The sequence below is a fragment of the Psychromonas sp. CNPT3 genome, from assembly GCF_000153405.2.
GTDB lineage: Bacteria > Pseudomonadota > Gammaproteobacteria > Enterobacterales > Psychromonadaceae > Psychromonas.
In genome coordinates, this window is the sequence record NC_020802.1 from 2,346,005 (window position 1) to 2,366,372 (window position 20,368).

At 35.6% G+C, this 20,368-nt stretch carries 16 protein-coding genes; 4 read left to right on the plus strand and 12 right to left on the minus strand.

Annotated elements, in window-relative coordinates; genetic code table 11:
- Positions 1-416: 416 nt before the first annotated feature.
- The 9 genes from PCNPT3_RS10320 to PCNPT3_RS10360 all read right to left on the minus strand — a co-directional run bounded on the left by PCNPT3_RS10320 (position 417) and on the right by PCNPT3_RS10360 (position 13,085).
- A complete protein-coding gene (locus PCNPT3_RS10320; RefSeq protein ID WP_015465808.1) occupies positions 417-1,307 on the minus strand; it encodes a metallophosphoesterase in 891 nt (296 codons plus the stop codon).
- A 688-nt stretch (positions 1,308-1,995) separates the two neighbouring features.
- Positions 1,996-6,720: an AVAST type 4 anti-phage nuclease Avs4 gene (gene avs4 / locus PCNPT3_RS10325; RefSeq protein ID WP_156801525.1), complete on the minus strand. Its 4,725-nt coding sequence runs from the start codon at positions 6,718-6,720 to the stop codon at positions 1,996-1,998.
- A 648-nt stretch (positions 6,721-7,368) separates the two neighbouring features.
- A complete protein-coding gene (gene groL, locus PCNPT3_RS10330; protein ID WP_015465810.1) occupies positions 7,369-9,009 on the minus strand; it encodes a chaperonin GroEL in 1,641 nt (546 codons plus the stop codon).
- Positions 9,010-9,050: 41 nt separating this feature from the next.
- Complete coding sequence (locus PCNPT3_RS10335; RefSeq protein WP_015465811.1) at positions 9,051-9,341, minus strand: co-chaperone GroES; 291 nt, start codon at positions 9,339-9,341, stop codon at positions 9,051-9,053.
- A gap of 135 nt (positions 9,342-9,476) precedes the next feature.
- A complete protein-coding gene (locus tag PCNPT3_RS10340) occupies positions 9,477-9,722 on the minus strand; it encodes a DUF1107 family protein (RefSeq protein ID WP_015465812.1) in 246 nt (81 codons plus the stop codon).
- A gap of 169 nt (positions 9,723-9,891) precedes the next feature.
- Positions 9,892-10,359, minus strand: coding sequence for an FxsA family protein (locus PCNPT3_RS10345; RefSeq protein ID WP_015465813.1), 468 nt, complete (start codon positions 10,357-10,359; stop codon positions 9,892-9,894).
- Between the two features lie 120 nt (positions 10,360-10,479).
- Positions 10,480-11,622: a 3-phenylpropionate MFS transporter gene (locus PCNPT3_RS10350; protein ID WP_015465814.1), complete on the minus strand. Its 1,143-nt coding sequence runs from the start codon at positions 11,620-11,622 to the stop codon at positions 10,480-10,482.
- Between the two features lie 318 nt (positions 11,623-11,940).
- Complete coding sequence (locus tag PCNPT3_RS10355) at positions 11,941-12,561, minus strand: pilus assembly protein PilW (protein WP_015465815.1); 621 nt, start codon at positions 12,559-12,561, stop codon at positions 11,941-11,943.
- Positions 12,555-13,085, minus strand: coding sequence for a prepilin-type N-terminal cleavage/methylation domain-containing protein (locus PCNPT3_RS10360; RefSeq protein WP_015465816.1), 531 nt, complete (start codon positions 13,083-13,085; stop codon positions 12,555-12,557). The genes PCNPT3_RS10355 and PCNPT3_RS10360 overlap by 7 nt, the downstream gene beginning before the upstream one ends.
- 319 nt (positions 13,086-13,404) lie before the next feature.
- On the opposite strand from PCNPT3_RS10360, the gene PCNPT3_RS10365 reads away from it, so the two are divergent.
- The 4 genes from PCNPT3_RS10365 (at position 13,405) to PCNPT3_RS10380 (ending at position 17,746) form a co-directional block, all read left to right on the plus strand.
- Positions 13,405-15,045 carry a phosphoethanolamine transferase gene (locus tag PCNPT3_RS10365; protein ID WP_015465817.1) on the plus strand — a complete coding sequence of 547 codons (1,641 nt, stop codon included), beginning with the start codon at positions 13,405-13,407 and terminating at the stop codon, positions 15,043-15,045.
- Between the two features lie 2 nt (positions 15,046-15,047).
- A complete protein-coding gene (locus PCNPT3_RS10370; protein ID WP_015465818.1) occupies positions 15,048-15,734 on the plus strand; it encodes a response regulator transcription factor in 687 nt (228 codons plus the stop codon).
- Positions 15,721-17,163, plus strand: coding sequence for a sensor histidine kinase (locus PCNPT3_RS10375; RefSeq protein ID WP_015465819.1), 1,443 nt, complete (start codon positions 15,721-15,723; stop codon positions 17,161-17,163). Before PCNPT3_RS10370 ends, PCNPT3_RS10375 begins: the two co-directional genes overlap by 14 nt.
- A gap of 217 nt (positions 17,164-17,380) precedes the next feature.
- The gene (locus PCNPT3_RS10380) at positions 17,381-17,746 is read left to right on the plus strand and encodes a diacylglycerol kinase (protein ID WP_015465820.1); all 366 of its coding nucleotides are present in this window, start codon (positions 17,381-17,383) and stop codon (positions 17,744-17,746) included.
- Between the two features lie 53 nt (positions 17,747-17,799).
- On the opposite strand, the gene rpoS is transcribed toward PCNPT3_RS10380, so the two are convergent.
- The 3 genes from rpoS to PCNPT3_RS10395 all read right to left on the minus strand — a co-directional run bounded on the left by rpoS (position 17,800) and on the right by PCNPT3_RS10395 (position 20,362).
- A complete protein-coding gene (gene rpoS, locus PCNPT3_RS10385) occupies positions 17,800-18,741 on the minus strand; it encodes an RNA polymerase sigma factor RpoS (RefSeq protein ID WP_015465821.1) in 942 nt (313 codons plus the stop codon).
- Between the two features lie 103 nt (positions 18,742-18,844).
- A complete protein-coding gene (locus PCNPT3_RS10390) occupies positions 18,845-19,777 on the minus strand; it encodes a peptidoglycan DD-metalloendopeptidase family protein (RefSeq protein WP_015465822.1) in 933 nt (310 codons plus the stop codon).
- Between the two features lie 3 nt (positions 19,778-19,780).
- On the minus strand, positions 19,781-20,362 hold the full coding sequence (locus PCNPT3_RS10395) for a YqaA family protein (RefSeq protein WP_015465823.1): 582 nt from the start codon (positions 20,360-20,362) through the stop codon (positions 19,781-19,783).
- Positions 20,363-20,368: the final 6 nt, after the last annotated feature.

The following is a 20,368-nucleotide window of genomic DNA, read 5'->3' on the forward strand; positions in this document are numbered from 1 at the left end:
ACATAAGAGCAATAAGAAAAACAAAAAAAATCAATTTCCGTGAGGGCCGATCTTGAGCATAGGCCCCTCTTTCAGCATAACATCTTCACTGTTTAACACTAATACCAAAGGAACTAAAAAAGTGATCCGTTTTGCTTGTTGAAATTATCCCTACCTGCGTTGTGAGTTTTGAAGTGAGAAAAACTATCTCCTGCAACTCACGCATTGCTAGTGTTAATTTTTCCTGCGCAATAGATGAAAGCTTAATTAATTCCTTGGTATAAGTACACTATCAAGATGCTTTACCGATTTACGTTTGTTTTTTTAAATGCCTTATCCTTTAGGGAATGACTACAAGCGACTATGTACAAGTTTTAACTTAAATACATTTTGAATCTTCATTTCAAATCTTAAACGTATTTTTACACCCGCCTACGCTATTTAGGTTTATTGACATAATGAAAAATGTAATTGCTAACAGACGCTACCTTGTCCGCAGGTGCCAACTCAACAGAGCAACACACTAAAGGGTTATCGCCTTTTGCTGCATTATAATCAACGCACAACACTTTTTCAGATAAGGCTTCAGGTAAGCCAGATAACGTATAATGACCAATGACAACAGGCTTTATTATCTCTTCAGATAATGCGTCACCCCACCATTTAATGCGTTCACGAGTACGTACTTTACCTGTCTTATCTACAAAGGAGTCGCCGGTAGGAAGCTCCCTTTCTGGTCCTTTTAATAAGATTTCACACAAGGTAAACAGCTCATGGCTTTCATCAAACGCATCCTGCCAATGGGCTTCTTTTAAACTATTATCAGAGTTTAGATAGGGTTTAAGACGCGCAAGAGCCTTTTCATCCCAGCAAGCGTGAATAGCTCGGACTTCCCCAAAATCAATAAACAGAGGTAATGATTTAAACCAAGCTATCCAACGTTCATGCTCTTTTGAGCCCTCTATAACCGCCTCTAAAAAAGCTTGATGTTGTATTTTATTGTTTTTATTATGTGCTCGCGCCCAGTTTCCATCTGTTTTTTTAGTCATCCAACCAATGGCATTAAACTCATGATTGCCCAATAAACAAAAAGCATGCTCATGTTTCACTAAAGATTCAACCTGCTCAAGTAAAGCTAAATGGTCGCCATCACAACTTGGGACGCTATCGATTAAATCACCCATAAAAACTAATTGCCCACTTTTTAGTGCTGAACTCGCCACATTAATATCAAAATCTATATGTGCTAATAAAGCGACCAGTTTATGGTGCCTTGCATGTATATCACCAATAAAATAAAGGTGTTTTTTTAACGGCGTTTTAAGCATTACTATTCCTCAAATGAAAGTTAACTTACATCAGACAGTGCAGGTGGAGAATATAGGTCAATAGATCGATACCTTGGTTAAATACCAAAGGAACTAAAAAGGTTACCCGTCTTGCTTGTTGAAATTATCCCTACCTGCGTTGTGAGTTTTGAAGTGAAAACAACTATCTCCTACAACTCATGCATTGCTAGAGTTAATTTTTCCTGCGCAATACTTGAAAACTTAATTAATTCCTTCGGTATAATCATTCTTTAAAGTAAAACGAATTAATGACAGCCTATTCAATAATCTAATACATATTATTACATTTCAGATAAGATATTAAAATTCAATCGACAAAATAGCGATCAGGGTGGCGCTTAAAAAATGAGAATGGAACTATAACTAAAAAAAGAGATAAAAAAAGGATGCCGTTGTCTTCAACTAAGCATCCCTTCTTTGTTTACATGTAGATTTAAGCTCTTATTTTATAACAACCTAAATCAACAATATAGGCTTACATCATACCGCCCATAAGATAACAACAAGCTGATTTAAATGAAATAACATCAAAAACAAAGATCCCCCTTATTAAACCCTAGAGTTATCGGTCGCAGTCAAGATAGTTGCACTCTATAATATAAAGTTAAGTACCTCAAAATTATTTTTAGGTACTTAACTTTAATACAATCAACTTTCTATGTTTTATTTATAGAATATTTTCTCTCATTAAGTACCCAGAGACTTCTCCTTGATCAATTAACAAGTCAAGAATTATCAATGTGTTGACCATTAATTCAGGAGTACGGCGCACTTTACTTCTTTCTCGATACAGAAACGTTCTCATATAAACTTTGAGGTAATAAATAGTATCATCACTTAAGTCAGATTTTGATAAAGCACTATTCGTTTTTATAATTTTGGCTATCCAACCTACTCCTTGGGGTAAATATTGACTTCCTATGCCATTTAGTAACATTCCAAATGAATAGAGAGTTGATGGAGAATTAGAAAGTTTTCCTGCCATTTCATTAAAGAAACGTGAGTTCTTATCTTTTAACGTATGCCAATTTTTCGCATCTTTTTTCCACAATGATAGAGCAAACAAATAATTTTTCACTATTTTTTCAAAACGATAGCTTAAGTGTTTCTCCTGAGCCAGCTGAATCACCTTGGGTTTAAATAAATTCCAAATTAGCCAGAAGTTTTCGTATGAATTTAGCCCATCTTGCGCTCTAACTATTTCTTCTAATAAATCTGCAGCACCTTCTGACAAATTAAACTGCTCTAACAGTGGGTTTATAAGCTCAGGAATATAACAAGTTTGTACGGATAATAAGTAACTAGAAAACTTTCTTAAAAAATCATGCCTAGCCTGATAATTATTAGAATTCCTTCTGTCATCACCAAAAATAGTATTCACAGACGTATTAATTAAACATTTAAAAGAGTCAAGTACCCACGCTCTTGAATCATTAGGAAGTATATAAATTGCCACCGATTTAGTGTGTAAATCAAACGGGGTATAATCAGCCTCACTAAGCTCAACTATATTGTTAATTTCAATGTTTTTTAAAATACTTTCATTCTCTTCAAATAATCTTTCCCATACCCCAGAAAGGTCAATATTAAACTGTTTACGCTCAGCGCCCTCTTTTCTAATAGTGTCTATAAGCTCAATATAGATAGGAAATAAAGTTAAATATCCCCAGTAAATAGCTTGAACATCTTTATCAAAGATGTTCCACAACTCTACTATCGCCACAATGGCAAAAGCATTAAATCTTTGAGAACCCATCATAGTTGTAGAGTCTGTCCTCATTAACCCTGCAATGAGCATCACTTTATAAATAGATATATTTTCAGGGGAAATCACGAATAAATCAGAGATAACAGTAAAGCATGCATCCATACCATCGCGTATTTGATATCGATAATCATAATTAAAAAGTTGATTTAGACAGTCCTCTATAATTCTCAAACAAAAGCTTAAGTCATTTTCATCTAATACAGTATGGTAGTATTTTATAAGTGCTGCTGACGCATATATATGTGTGTAGCGGTTAAAAAGCACAAAGTTTTCAGAAGGTGGGTTTTCTTCATCGGTTAACTTTTCAAAAAGATCTTTTAAGTCAGCTATGACCTGATTTGGATCATATTCATATTGTTCGTATTTTTTACTGTCTTCCTTTTTATCAATTTTATGGCGCGCCCAAAGACATAGAGGCAAGAACTTGTTATCTTGTTGTTGTTTTTCCTGATGACTTTTAGACATATCTTTGAGATCAGGATCTAACTCAGGATTAAAGTAAACCGCAATTTTCCCTTCAACTTCCTCTGTCGTTATGTCCATTTTTCGACTGTCCATCCTAGCCAAACTCATTCGCCATAATTTTGAGTTTTTTAAGTCTTTATCAACTTCTAATTCGCCATAATAACTATCCAACAACTCCCATATAGCTTTTTTCCTACGTTGGACTTCAGCCTCATCAACACCTTCCTGAGCAAATACTTGATAGCATAAACACTGCTTCTCAAGAGAGTTGGCTCTATGATTAGCATCACACGCCTTAACTCTTTCATTGTGATGCCATTGCTCATGTTGAAAGCCACCAGTCATATTTCCTAACATCTCTAGTTGAGCTTTATGCTGGCTATCGAATACTAATCTAGCTGTATCAAATTTAATAAACTCTTTAACTTCAAACAATATTTTTGCAACATTAAAAAGCTTAACTTTATTTGCGAGGACAATACTGCTAATAACACCGCATATTGCAGAAGAGTTAGTATTCTTCAGCATATATTTAAGCCATGCTTCTAAATTATCGCCTGTAAAATGTTCTACATTTTTTAAGAGAAACTTTTCCAGAGCCATCAATATAGATTTGATGAGATTAGGCGTATTACCAGCACCGCGATATGAACTCCATAAGTCTTCGTCTATATAAATTTTATTAGTCCTATCACCTATAGTTAATTCATGTGTGTAAAACTTATCCTTACCATAGTGATTAACCAAATTTAGGGTAACTTGATTTATAAAGCCCAGTATGAAATCTACAGTTGCTTTTAGACTAAAGCCAAGCAAGTTAAAAATTGGCGTTTGGAATGCACTTTCAGGGTGATAATTAAAATCATAGCCATCCACAACACCAAATATATTTTCTGCATCTCGGTGCCTTCTAGAAAAACCATCTGACTGATGGTTTTTTAACCAGCAATAATTTGCAAGTTCCAGCGTTTTTTCCGGTAGAGCTTTTGCTATATACACCCCATCTAGTTTTTTCAATATTAATTTTGCAAGATGCTCATAAGGAATGTTCTTCGATTCTTTTTGTAATCCGCATATTTCATCTATTACAAGAGCAAGCTCTGTTTTTATTTCATTTGCGCCATATGCAATGGTTTTAATTACTGAATCTGTAAATTTTCCACTTCCAATATAGGAATCTTCAGATTCAAGCCATCTATAATATTCAAGGCATAACAAACTCGCCTTACGAGTAGTTTCTCCTTGTTTTACGGAACTATTCCACTCGTTTAGTACTGAAATAAATGGCTTTAAATTTACTAAACCAATATTATCTTTTTTATCGAATATGAAGTTTATAAAGGCCGACCAGCCAGCACCTTTAGGTATGGTAAAATAGGTAATATCACTTAGCTTGAGACCTAACCGGTTAAGCTTTGAGTTATCAATTTCTTTACAAGTAATACGTAAAATAGAATTAATACGTTGAAGCAACTCTAAATTATTTTGTAAAAGCTCAGTTTCAAAACTATCAAAAAAAGTATATGAATAATCAGACAGTAAAACCGCCGTGATTACCTCATCCTTCCAGATAGGTTCTATAGCATCATCATCGATTGCATTTTCAATAAAGCTTTTTATTTCTGTTTCGTTAACAAACAGTTGTTCTGATAGCCATAAGCGAAAACTTCTTCTTATGGCTAGAGAATTTCCTATCAAAGTAAAAAACGCTAGTGTTGACAACTTATTTTTAAAACTAATATCAATAAATTTTTCTAGTGCCCACTCTTCATATATATCGTGACTAATAAAGAATGAAGTACCATCTATACCAAGAACTTCGTCCTTTGATAACGCATCAGCAGCTTCTATATCTTCAGCTGTAACAGACAAATAAAATTTACCAGTATTAGCTCGTTGAAAAGCCAGTTCGCTAAAAACTTTTTCCCTTTTTATATCTCCGTTCTTAATCTTTTTGTTCCATAGATGATCCTTAAATCTTATCGTATCCAATGGTTGTTTCGTATCTCCATTGTAAAATTTGAGGTATGCATTTAAATAAAAAGGCAATTTTAATAAGCTCCGTAATCTTGAATCACTTGGCACATTAAAGGAATACTTGTTTGCTAACCCATCTAACTCATCTTCTGTTAACTCTGGTATGTAAAGTTTATTTGGTATTACATCAAGGACGTCTAAGCAAAGATGGTTAAGATCATCAAAGTAATGGTCTCTTGTTGTAAAAATAATCTTCCAGCCACGTGCTACCGATAAATCAATAAATTCTTTAATAGGTTCTTGGTTGTTTAAATCCATCAATTTTTCGGCAGAGTCAATAACTAAGACCTTATCCTGCGAATCACCAAAAAGACTTAAAAAATCATCTGTAGACCAGCCTTTAATAAGGTCGTCTAATTCATTAATTTCGAATTCATTAGCCTTGAATGCAAAAATTGGTTGAGAATATCTAAACTCTTGGTAGAACTTTTTAATCTCAACAGTCTTACCGACGCCTCCTTTGCCACACACTATTGATACTTTATTTGAGGTTTCTTTTAATGAATCTAAAACACTTGCTCGTTCAATAGATATATCATTTCCCTTGAACGGAATGCTTTGTTTAATATTCTTTAATATTGACTGTGTATGACGCTCCTGCGCATTGATAAGATCAAATAAAGAATTATTACTAATAAAAAAGTATTTACCAATGTCAGCACAAGTCTGAGATACGAAAGGAGATTCAAAGTAACTAGCTGTTCTCCACTCTAGAACTATGCCTAGTTGACTAGCTTTATTCTCAATTTCTATTTGTGTGGCAGACTTTACTGCTTTTTTGATTGGATTGTTTTTTTGGGGATAAGCTTGCCCCCACTCTTGATTTGTATACAAAAGCAACTTGGTAAGCTTTGGGTAATCTCGCTTAGCTTTTTCTAAAGTACTAATTAACTCAGCTTTATTACTTGATAAAGTAGTAGTATAAAACTTAGATTGGAAACCTATACAATGACCGTCAATATCAACAGGATTGGTCTCTATAGCAGACTGGTTCTTATACCTAAAGACACCATATATTTTCTTAGTTTCTTTACAAAATAATAGATAGCAAAACCATTCAAAATGATATTGTGGATTTTCCGAGAATTTAGCTTTAAATATATCCCAATTTGGCTTAATCATTCGAGTTATTTTACCTTGAAATAAATTGAAAATCATTGATGAATACTTTACTCCTTTTGGTTGGCTAAAACTATTAAGTCGGTTTGATGTAACTTACAAATAAAAGAATAACGTATAACTTACTAGAGAAACATTAATGGTGGATATATGTAGTAACTAAGAGGTATCGAACGGTGATTCGGCTTAGCTTTTGTATTAATGATGCTACACACTAAATGAGTGAAAGTAAGTATGACTACTGGAGAATGAGTATCACAAACTAATTAGAAAGAGCCTTATAAACGGTTATACGAGAACAATGAGCAGTTTATCTATTTGAACTTTATTGATGCCAATCTTTACAAGCGCACAGATACTTTCATTTAATTCAACACTGTCTGGTTTTTCTGTTTCCCGGCTATTTCACTGACGTTCAAACATAATCGATGCGTTAAAATTAATTGATAACTCCTCCCTAACATAGTCAATATGAGATCTGGCTGTGGGTTATTTTAACGTGAGTTGATTTGTATTTTTAGCTAAAAATTTATCTGTTAACGTTTGATTTGATAGGTTTATATAAAATAATTTAATAAAAAATCAATAAAAAAGCCCGTAAACACTAAGCTTACGGGCTTTACTAGAAAGTTCTAGTATTTGGCAATAGGCTTACATCATACCGCCCATACCGCCACCCATACCGCCCATTTCAGGCATACCAGCAGATGCTGGCGTTGGTGTATCTGTGATCATACATTCTGTTGTGATCATCAAACCCGCCACAGATGCTGCAAATTGTAATGCGCTACGCGTTACTTTAGTAGGATCTAAGATACCCATTTCAAGCATGTCACCGTATTCACCCGTTGCTGCATTGTAACCGTAGTTACCTTCGCCTTCTTGTACTTTATTCGTTACAACAGACGCTTCTTCACCACAGTTACTGACGATTTGACGAAGTGGAGATTCCATCGCACGTAAAGCGACGCTAATACCTACGTTTTGATCCGCATTGTCACCTTTTAAGTCTTTAAGTCTTTCAGCAACGCGTACTAATGCAACACCGCCACCCGCAACAACGCCTTCTTCAACCGCAGCACGAGTTGCATGCAATGCATCATCAACACGATCTTTTTTCTCTTTCATTTCAACTTCAGTGGTTGCGCCCACTTTGATAACAGCAACGCCGCCAGCAAGTTTAGCACTACGCTCTTGTAGTTTCTCTTTATCATAATCAGATGATGAAGCTTCAATCAGTTGTTTAATTTGACTAACACGTGCTTGAATAGTTTTTTGATCACCAGCACCATCAATGATGGTTGTTTCGTCTTTACTGATAACAATACGTTTTGCTTGACCTAAGTCTGAAAGTTGTACTTTTTCAAGATCTAAACCAATCTCTTCAGAGATAACAGTACCCGCAGTTAAAGCTGCAATATCTTGTAACATCGCTTTACGACGATCACCAAAACCAGGTGCTTTTACCGCTGCAACTTTAACAATGCCGCGCATGTTATTAATAACCAATGTAGCAAGTGCTTCGCCTTCAACATCTTCAGCAAGAATAAGAAGAGGTCTAGATGCTTTCGCAACGGCTTCAAGTGTCGGTAATAGTTCACGAATGTTACCGATTTTTTTATCAACTAATAAAATAAATGGCGCTTCAAGTTCAACAGTACCCATTTCTTGATTCGTTGTGAAATAAGGAGATAGGTAACCACGATCAAACTGCATACCTTCAACAACGTCTAATTCATTCTCAAGACCTTGACCTTCTTCAACAGTGATCACGCCTTCTTTTCCCACTTTCTGCATCGCTTCAGAAATGATCTCACCAATTTCAATATCAGAGTTAGCAGAAATAGTACCAACCTGTGTGATCGCTTTAGGATCAGAACAAGGCGTAGAAATAGCTTTTAATTCAATAACGGCAGCTTTTACTGCTTTATCAATACCACGTTTAAGATCCATTGGGTTCATACCCGCAGCAACCGCTTTTAGGCCTTCAACGATGATAGCTTGTGCAAGCACAGTTGCAGTAGTCGTTCCGTCACCGGCAGCATCATTGGTTTGAGAAGCAACTTCTTTCACCATTTGAGCACCCATGTTTTCAAACTTATCTTCAAGTTCAATTTCTTTAGCAACCGTCACACCATCTTTAGTTATTTGTGGGCCACCAAACGCTTTATCGATAACTACATTACGGCCTTTAGGACCTAATGTTACTTTTACCGCATTTGCCAATATATCTACACCCGCTAACATTTTAACGCGTGCGTCATTTCCAAATCTTACATCTTTCGTAGACATCTTTTTTTCCTTATTTGATAAACTCGATTTAACTTATTTAATTATTCTACAATCGCTAGAATGTCATTTTCACTTAAAATCAACAATTCTTCGCCATCAATTTTTTCTGTTTTTACCGAGTAACCATCACTAAAAATAACAACATCACCGACTTTTACATCTAATGGACGTACATCACCATTTTCTAGAATACGACCATGACCCACTGCAATAACTTCACCGCGAGTCGACTTTTCAGCAGCGCTACCCGTTAAGACGATACCGCCAGCAGATGTAGTTTCTTGTTCCATGCGTTTTAAAATAATTCGATCATGTAAAGGACGAATAGTCATTTTTTTTCCTTAGATTTAATATGATGTGGTGTACTAACTAAATGGGGATAGTAATCTGAATATCAAGAGGATAAAGAATTATTTTGTAAAAAAGCCACATCAAATGATGTGGCTTTTCAAAAGGTGAACTCAGCGTTAATTTAGTACTTGTTTACGCTGTGACATTTCTGTAATGATTTGATTTATCTCACTCACTACAATAAGAATATTTTGTTGTTTCTTCTGGTATTGATAAGCAACGACTCTACCTTCGATAACACGTAAACGACCTAATCCAACAATAAAAATCCGTCCATTAAAAAATCCTTTTACAAACTTAGCAATTTGTCGTGGGTGATATTTTTTAAAACTTCTTAGTGTGATTGAATTTTTAATATTCATCTTTACCTCTGTGCGCCTATAACGAATAATATGCATTTGCTCATATTATTTACATAACAAGATGACAAGATAGTGAAATATACCAAAAGTTAAAGTAAATCTGCACTTTCCGCTTGTAAAACAACATCTTTAAGGTTAAAAAAACTAATAACGTGATCCAGCTCAAACTTTATTTATCATCATCCTTACGCTCAAACTCACCTTCAATAATATCTCCATCTCCTAAACTTTCATTTTTAAAAGGCTTATTTTGAGAAAACCCCGTAGACATTGATGCTGGATTTAATTTTATAGTAGACAAAATAACGCGCGCTATACTGGCTCGAATATTCGGTTGTAATAATAATAATCCACAAAAGTCGGTCACGAAGCCGGGCGTCACTAAAAGAACGCCCGTCATTAATAACATTCCGCCTTCAATCAGTTGCTGCCCTGGCATTTCACCTTGCGCTATGCGTTGTTGTAATTGCTGTATAAGTTGCAAGCCTTGGCTACGCACTAAAGCTGACCCGACTAACGCACTGACTAATACCAATGCAACGGTAGGCCATGGCCCCAAAAAACTGCCCACTTTAACAAGTACAAATATTTCTAATAGTGAAACAGCACTAAAAATTACAAATAATCGAGCAAACATATCTATTCCTTAATGATCAAATCCTTAATAACTACTTAAAAAGATAAGGGCTCTTTATGCCTTTTTCAACTCTTCTGAAAAAATAAAGGCAATAATTAGTCACTTTATCTTCATAATAGTTCACTCTTTTACTTTCCATATTTTTAACAAGACAAAAACAGGTAAGAGTAATGCAGCTGACAAGAGGAACAAGTTACCTTGTAACTGCTCATATGTAATGCCACCAATATAAGTAAATATAGCCATCATAAGCCCCAAAGCAACACCCGAATATAAACTTTGATAAGCCACTAAATGTGAACTTTTTTGACGACTGATATAACGCATCGCGGCAAGGTGTGTGACGGCAAACGTTAAACCATGGAATGTTTGGATAGCCATTAACCCATAAAAATCAGTGGTAAAAGAAAAAACACTCCAACGAATGATGCCACCGATGAGCCCCAGTAATATCATTTGTTTAATCGACCAACGTGAAAACAGTTGTTGGTTAAAACGTAATACCAGTACTTCAGCAAAAACTGCAATTCCCCATAACCAAGCAATGTCTTTACCTGCAAGGCCTACACTGTCCCAATAAATGGTACTAAAAGCATAGTACGCACCGTGACTACCTTGGATAGAGCCAACGATTAATAAAAACAAAAATACTTCAGGCTTTTTAAACAGTAACCATAATGATGTTTTTTTCCTGTCTTTTTCTTCGACATCAACGAGCTTGGGAGTGAGTTTGGCAAGGGTAAAAAAGCACATGAGCACAGAGACTAAAACAATTAAATAGAGTATGACCTGTAAATCAAATTCAGAAATTAACCAACCAACCATGGTTGATCCTGCAATAAAAGCAAGAGAGCCCCATAAACGTACTTTGCCATAATCGAGTTTAATTTGTTGTACTAAACGGCTACCAATAATATCCCCAAGGGGCATCATCGGGGCCATCATAAAGTTAATAAAAAGCGTAATACTCGCCAGCCAGAAATAATCGTTAAGATAAAAAAGGGCACTAAATGAGATGCAAAGAATAAAACTAAGAATACGTATTAATTTTAGCGTTGCGCTCCCTGTTGAAACGAGGGGTAACACCGTAAAACTACTCATAAAACGTAATATTAGCCCTACGGAGAACAATAAACCAACTTGCTCTGTGGTTACGCCTTCACCAACGAGCCAAATTCCCCAAAAAGGCAGGAAAATACCCCATATAAAATAGAAATTAATAAAATAGGTTGTTAACCACGATTTAGCCTTAAGCGTAAACACACAAACACCTCATGATAAAAATAAAAAAGAAACCCAAAAAAACAAACTAAAATCTGTTATTCGGTCGCGTATAGTACACGCTTTAAAAGCAATGATTATTGATTAAAAACAGCGTTAATATATAAAGAAGAAAAAACAATTATCACTTAACTATATGATACCGAAAAGCCAATTATATTCCCATGTTAAATAAAAAATCTTTATATGCCACTGGCTCGAATAAACTTTCAGGCGCAACCTTGTTATGAAGGATCCCCTTTTCATTGATTGCTACACCAAAGTGTTATTGGCGCGAGCACCAAAATGGCTTGATACATTTTAATTTTGAAGCGATAGAGTCTCTGCAGAGGATATATTTCTTAAGCGTAGTGTTGTCTTTAAAGTGTAAATATAACGAGGATCGCCAGTTAACTCACCTTGTAATTTTATATGCACATAATGTGTCGTTTTGTGATTTTTTATGATGACCTGCTCAGTAAATACAAGGGCGGTAATTTTTATAAAGTGTACATCTGACAATGCACGCCAACGATTAGATGAACATTGACTCGCGCGGGGTAATACATTCGAGGCAACAAAAATTTGAAAGGTATTGGGATCAAATAAAAAACCCATTTTATGACGACTTTGTAATGATAACGATTGATCATGATTGTAATAAAAAACAATGCAATTTTTAGCGTCATTAATATCAATACTTTTATTTTTTAAATCACCGACTTGATAGTTATCACCACCATAACCTGCTCGCCTAATATCATATTCCATCACCCACATAAGAGACTGTAAATCGTTACGTAAACGCATATATTTAAGGCTATTTAAAGCATGCGTACTACTTTGCAGATAAACATTAAATAGCATCAACGATAACAAAGAGCCAAATAAAAGAGACAGTAATAACTCCGTTAATGAAAGTCCTTTGTTTATGTTCAACATTTTTTATAAGACCACAGCGTTTTGTGTGGCGCGCACACTTTTAAACGTTGTATTGATTGAATTATTTTTAAACGGCGCCCCGCCTTATCAGATATGGTAATACTGCCCGCATTGATCCTAAAGCGCATCGGCATATAAGAGATGCGTTTACCGGTAAAGGTGATGTCGTGCGCCTCTACAAATAACGACTTAGCATCACTAAGCTCTATACTCACTTTTCGCCCCTCTAATAAACAAGATGAGGGAGATAAACAATCACACCTAGATAATGTACTCATTAACATTTCCCATTGTCTTGGACTTTTAGGGTTACAAAAATACACATATACTTTTTTATCCAAAGTGATGGCTTTGGCGTGCGCGCTACGTAAAAAATGATAAACATGCTCGACACGAGCGCGCAGGAGTTGTGGCGTCACTAACGCATCGTAACCGCGAATACTAAGGCTAAGTAAAAGACTGAGTATCGACAACGCCACTAATAATTCTATCAGCGTAAATGCTTTATATTTAATTTTATACATCACATTATTATCCATCCCTGAACATAACTATTGTCTCTCAACATCCCGCATTGGCATACCGCAAGGTAAATAGTTAGGTAATAAAGCTTAAAAGAGTCACCCCCATCAAAACGGTCTAATCCTTAATGTCACTTTTACAATGACAATCCCAATGATGACAATGACCTTACTAGTTAGCCTGTCAGCCTTCTATTTACCTGATAATAGGCATTTCTTAAGTTATATTTTCATTTAAAACTTAACTTAAGTTTGTCTTAAGTTAACCTTAAGTTTCATCTTATATATTAGGCCTGATTTTATTATTGGATGGATATTAGAGATGATTTTAAATTTTTTAAAACAATTAAAAGAAAAACACTTAGTCTTTAAAATGAACACGCTCATTTTATGTTTAAGTGCTTATTATGCGCTGATATTTAATCAGCCCTTATTGCAATTATTTTTTGATTTAGCTAAAAGTAGCCCTCCATTAGTGGCATATAGTGGCGCCCTTTTGTTGTTAAGTGCTTTTATTATTGTTTTTTCTTGTATCTCACTGCCCTATTTATTTAAAATAATCATGATCCCCTTGATCCTTACGTCATCACTGAGTTTTTACGCCACAAAGCAATACCATGTGCTCTTTGATACGACGATGATTGAAAACCTTTTATCGACAGACTTAAATGAGTCACTTACCTATCTCAATGCATACAGCGTCATGTATTTTCTTGTCTTGGGCGCTCTTCCTGCTATTTTACTTTTTTTCATCAAAATAAAATATGCCAAAAATATCGCTAAAGAAATACTACATCGCGCCATACTCGTAGTAAGTGCCTGCCTTATTATCTTTTTCATTGCTTTCTTTTATTATAAAGATTACGCATCGATCGGCAGAAACAATGCCTACTTAAATAAAATGATCTTACCGGCATATGCCTTTAATTTCGTAAGATATCTAAACCACCAATACCTGACTAAGGTGCTACCTTTTAAAGAGCTCGGAAATGACGCCACATTGTCGCTCACAAAAAATAACAAACCTAATTTAGTCGTCGTGGTGTTAGGTGAAACTGCCCGCGCTCAAAATTATACTTATAATGGTTATACAAGAAATTCATCTCCCTATACTAAATCATTAGATATGATCCCTTTTTTAAATACGCGTTCTTGTGGTACTTACACCGCTTTATCTGTGCCTTGTATGTTTTCAAACATGAGCAGAGCCAATTACAATAAAGCGCGCGCAACCACAGAAGATAATTTATTAGATATCATGCAAAAAAGTGGTGTTAGTATCACTTGGATCGAAAATGATGGCGGGGATAAAGGCGTCGCAAAGCGTTTGTCGAAAATAGAAGTATCCACAAAAAATCAAAAACCATATTGCTCTTCAAATAATTGTTTTGATGAGGCACTTATTAGTGAATTAAAGCAACAACTGGCCACTAAAAACAACATCGATCGCCTTATCGTTTTACACCTTAAAGGTAGCCACGGCCCTACTTATTGGCAGCGTTACCCAAGTGAGAAAAGTCGCTATACACCCTCATGCGATCAAAAAGACATCGAACATTGCACCGATGAAGAGATAGTCAATGTTTATGACAATAGTCTCGTCTATACCGATTTTATTGTTTCTCTCGCAATTAAAGCGTTACAAAAGCAACAAAGTAATTACAATGTTGCATTAACTTACATTTCAGATCATGGTGAATCCTTAGGTGAAAAAGGCTTATATTTACATGGTACGCCTTATGCTTTTGCCCCAAAAGAACAGACTCATGTACCTTGGTCCTTCTGGCTACCTGAGCAATATATGCAAGCACATAGCTTTGATAGCGCCTGTATACGTAAAAAAGGGGCTATTGGCGGTCTTTCACATGACAATTTTTTCCACAGTATGCTTGGATTATTAGGCGTAAATACCCGCTTAAAGGATAATAATTTAGATCTATTTTCTACTTGCAACAAAGGATAAACATGAAGTTACTTATTATTGAAGATTCAGAGCCCCTGCGACGTAGCTTAATGGTGGGATTTAAACATTTGGGGTTCAGTGTCGATACCAGTGGTGATGGTTCAACAGGGTTAAGTATGTGCTTAAGTAATGATTATGATTTCATTTTATTAGATTTAATGTTGCCACATGTCGATGGGATCAGCCTATTAAAAACGCTCAGAAAGATGGGAAAACAAGCAAAAGTAATTGTGGTATCGGCAAAGTCCCTACCCGCTGATAAAATAGATGCCCTTTTATCGGGTGCGGATGATTACATGACCAAACCTTTCTCATTCGATGAATTACATGCACGGATAGTATCGATTGCACGTCGTGGCAATATCACTAATAAAAACAATAAAATCTCGATATCGCAATATACGCTAGATTTATTTACTAAAACACTGACCTACCAATCACAATTAATTAACCTCACCAAAAATGAATTTTTAATTATTGAATGCTTATTTTTAGCGCCTAATCGAGTCATCAATATAGAGCAAATAAGTGAAGCGGTAGCAGGCTCTTTTGAGAGCCTGTCAAAAAATTGTATTGAAGCACATTTATCAACGATCCGAAAAAAAATACGCCAACTTGGCGCCGAGCCTCTGATCCAAAACAAACGTGGTTTTGGATATTATGTGAGTAATAAAAATGCGCTCAATTAAACAAAGCTTAGTCAAAAAAATAACCTTAATGATTGCATGTATCGTCGGTTTTACTTTTTTTATTATTGATCAAAATGTAGATAATCTCGCCTTAGAATCTTTTGAAAATGCGCTAATAGAAAAATCGAATTATATGAAATCATTGGCCTATATGAATGAAAATGAATTGTTTTTTGATTTGAAAAGTAAATTTTTAACTGAATTTTCAGACACAGAAAACCCACAATATTTTCAATTATGGAAAAACAAAAGCTCGATACGATCCGTTTCACTACAAACATTTCCAGATATAAACCTGCTACGCACAGAGATCCCCCTCGATAGCTATCAAATCTATGATGTTACCTTACCCGACGGACGATCTGGAAAAAGCATTGTTTGCCATTTTTTAGCCCCCCAAAAAAACAACTTAAACGAGGGCGCCTCAACATTCAATAATGCAGTTTATATGACCCTAGCCGTCCCAGCATCACGTGTTCATTTTATTGAATATTTAATTGATGGCATTTTAATCAGCGGCTTTTTCTTAAGCGTTTTGTTCATGCGTTACGCATTGATCCACATGATAAGCCAAAGCCTTTTCCCTCTTTTTCAACTCGTAGAGCAGCTTAAAACGATCGACATCAGCGCAGGACGTACTCAGCTACCTTCTTCGACATTAAAAATAGAAGAAATTGAACCTATCCGAGATGATTTAAATCATTTTATTCAAAGTAATTATACGCTACTCAAAAAAGAGAAAAGACTAGCAGCCGATATAGCACATGAATTAAAAACGCCGATAGCAGAGCTCATTAGCCTCAGTGAAATATTAATAAAATACCCTAATGAGCCTTGTATTGCATCGACCTATAAAGAAGATGTACTTGGTATCGGACTAAAAATGAAAGATTTAGTTAATAATTTATTATTATTACACCACAGTGCGTCACCTAACTTTAATTTAGCCCCAAGTAACCTATCTTTAGCTATATTTATTCCTGAGTTGCTCGATGAACTTGCCTTTAAATATAGCGATATTAAGCAGCGCCTGACATTTATTAACAATAGTGCTCTCTCGATGATCTGCATCGATACTTTTAGCCTGCATATCATTTTAATTAATTTACTCGATAACGCTTTATTTTATAGTCCTTCACACTCTGAAATATTTTTAGTCATAAATGAAATTGAAGAAAACAAAATACAGATAAATATTGAGAATAAACTACTTACCCCCTTTGCAGAAGGTGAGTTAATACAATTAAATGAGCCTTTATTTCGCATCGAAAATGCACGTAGTAACAATAACCGCCATGGCTTAGGCTTATCGATTGTACAAAACATTTGCGATCGCAATCAATTACAATTAGGCATCAGCCAACAAGATCCTATGCATATTAAGTTCACCTTTTTTGTGAGTAAAACGCCAACAGATAAAAACGCATAACACGAGATCATGCACAACCAGAAATCCAATTGGGGTTTATATCCGCGATCTAAATTTGAAAGAGTATGACGCTACATTAATGTTTTATAACAACATATAACAATGTACAAGCGTTAAAATCACGCGTAGTTTGCACCGGCAGATAAAGTATCTGAGCTAACATGGGTACAAATAACATGTTATTATAATAAAATTTAAAACGGATCAATGGAGCACTATGAAACCGGGTATGACAGGACTTAAACGCATTATTTTTGCAACTAAATATTCATTACAAGGCTTAAAAGCAGCTTGGATACATGAAGCGGCCTTTCGACAAGAATTATCTCTGTTAGTTGTGTTATCGACACTTACTTTTTGGCTTCCGGTCAATACACTTGAACAGCTTGCTTTAATCGCATGTTTATTTTTAGTGCTCATAATGGAACTTGTCAATTCAGCAATCGAGGCGGTGGTAGATAGGATAGGTGCAGAGATACATGAACTGAGTGGCCGAGCTAAAGATATTGGCTCTGCAGGTGTTTTTGTGGCCTTAGTGTTAACCGTGATAACTTGGGCAATGATATTATTACCAAAAATATAAAGATAATAGTTTTAAAAACAAACGCACCTAACGGTGCGTTTGTTTATCGATCACTAAATATGAAATAATGACTCTATCGATAATCCTTGTTGAGAGAGTACTTCTCGTAAGCATTTTAATGCTTCGACTTGAATTTGACGAACACGCTCTCGCGTTAAGCCAATTTCTTTACCGACGTTCTCAAGTGTTGCAGCCTCATAGCCCAACAAGCCAAATCGCCTTGCCAATACTTCACGTTGTTTGGGGTTTAAATCTTCAAGCCATTCAACGATACGTAATTTCATATCTTCATTTTCTAATTCATTCTCGGGGATAATTTCTTTCCGATCGGGAATAATATCAAGTAACTCTTTATCTGAATTATTACCAATAGGAATATCTACCGAACTAATGCGCTCATTAAGCTTTAATATTTTAGATACATCTTTCGCAGGTATATCTAAAGCTAACGCAATATCTTCCGCCGTTGGTTCATGCGTTAACGAGTGGGATAACTCTCTTGCTGTTCTTAAATAAACGTTTAATTTTTTCACAATATGAATAGGTAATCGGATTGTACGCGTTTGATTCATTATGGCGCGCTCAATCGTTTGTCTTATCCACCAGGTAGCATAAGTTGAAAAACGAAAACCTTTCTCAGGATCAAATTTTTCAACCGCTCTGATCAAACCTAAATTACCTTCTTCAACAAGATCCAAAAGAGATAAACCTCGATTAGTATAACGACGTGATATTTTAACCACCAGTCGTAAGTTACTTTCGATCATACGTTTACGGGCAACATCGTCACCACGTAAAGAGCGTCTTGCGTAATACACTTCTTCTTGAGCCGTTAATAAAGGAGAAAAACCAATTTCACCCAGATACAATTGTGTGGCATCCATAACCTTTGTGTCCGAGCTTGATCTTGTTTTCGTTACCTTCGGTGCTAGCTTAGAAGACGTAGCTTTCTTTACCCCTTTTTTTTTCTTTTCTGTTTTTACCGCGATCGTCATTGTTGTTAAACCTCTTGATATTAAATATATTTATTAACACTCCGTCGAGAGTGATAACCTTATCTAAAGGCAATTTACCTTACCAGAGAATAACCGTGTAGATCTAACGTTTCGGCAGATAACGTAACGGATCAACAGACTTACCTCGATAGCGAATTTCAAAATGTAAAAATACATTCTTCGTCCCACTATCTCCCATTGTTGCTATTTTTTGACCTAGTTTTATTGATTCATTTTCATGTACCAATAGTCGTTCATTATGTGCATAAGCACTTAAATAATCATAACTATGTTTAATAATGATCAAATTTCCATAACCACGTAATCCACTTCCAGCATAAACCACTTTACCAGAAGCTGCCGCATAAATAGGTGTACCACGTTGAGAGCTCAAGCTGATCCCTTTCATTCCGGCTTTAGAAGCAGAGAATGTTTTTATCAACTTGCCTTTAGTGGGCCATTTCCATGCATTGACTTTTTTCCTGTCAACAGTCACATTTTTATCAACATAAGGTTGAGCATAAACTGTTGTTTTTTTCTGCACAAGCTTTTTATGCGTCTTTTTAACACAGCGTTGCCCTGTACATGCACTTATCTTCGCTTTTCGTGCATTTTCGTAATGTGGATCACTTTTTAGCGCCTGAGGAGATGTGGGCTTAATTTGCTCAATCACCTTGATCGTATGTTTTTTAGGCGCTTTAGATGCGTGGTAAGTCTGTTTTTTAGGCGTTTCAGATGCGTGGTGAGTATGTTTTTTTGACTGTTTATGTAACATCAAAACTTGACCGCGATATATCGTATACGGACGCGAAAGTTGATTCACTTTTATCAATGCATCTATCGGTAGATTATTAACCCACGCGATACTATAAAGCGTATCCCCTTTTTGTACCTGATAAGTTGATCCCTTTGCTTTTCGAACCAGTGGTTTTTGAAAACCAGTTAAGGTTAAATCACTGACTGGCGCGCGCCTCTCTATCGAGGTGCAACCCAATAGAAAAAAACTTAAAATAAAAGCGCCAAACAAGTAACGCATACTTTAATACTGCATAAATAAATATAAAACAACAGCAGCAAACACCACAATCCAGCCTAAAACATCAATATATTTACTTAACTTCTCTTCCATTTTTTGACCTCCAACAACCATTAATGTCACCACCAAAAAAAAGCGCATTGCGCGGCCAATCAAGGCAATTAAAATAAAAGGCCAAAAAGCCATAGCAACGATACCGGCGCTAATAGTAAAAACCTTAAAAGGAATAGGTGTAAAACTTGCAATGAAAATAACCATCACTCCCCACTGAGAGAACCATGATTGCGCACTTAACATCTTATCTTGGTAGTGCATAAACTCAATAAAAGGTAATACCACCGGCGTATACAATGCCTGTCCAATATAATATCCCACAGCACCACCCAAAACAGAAAAGAGCGTCGCACCAAATGCAAACTTCCAAGCGCTTTTAGGTTTTGAAAGGGCCATTGGGGCAAGCATAATATCCACAGGAATAGGCCAGAAAATAGATTCAACAAATGCCATAAAATACAGGTAATAAGCGGCATGTTTATGTTGGGAGTAAAGCATAACTTTTTTGTACATAGGGGAAAAAATTTTCACTGTCAG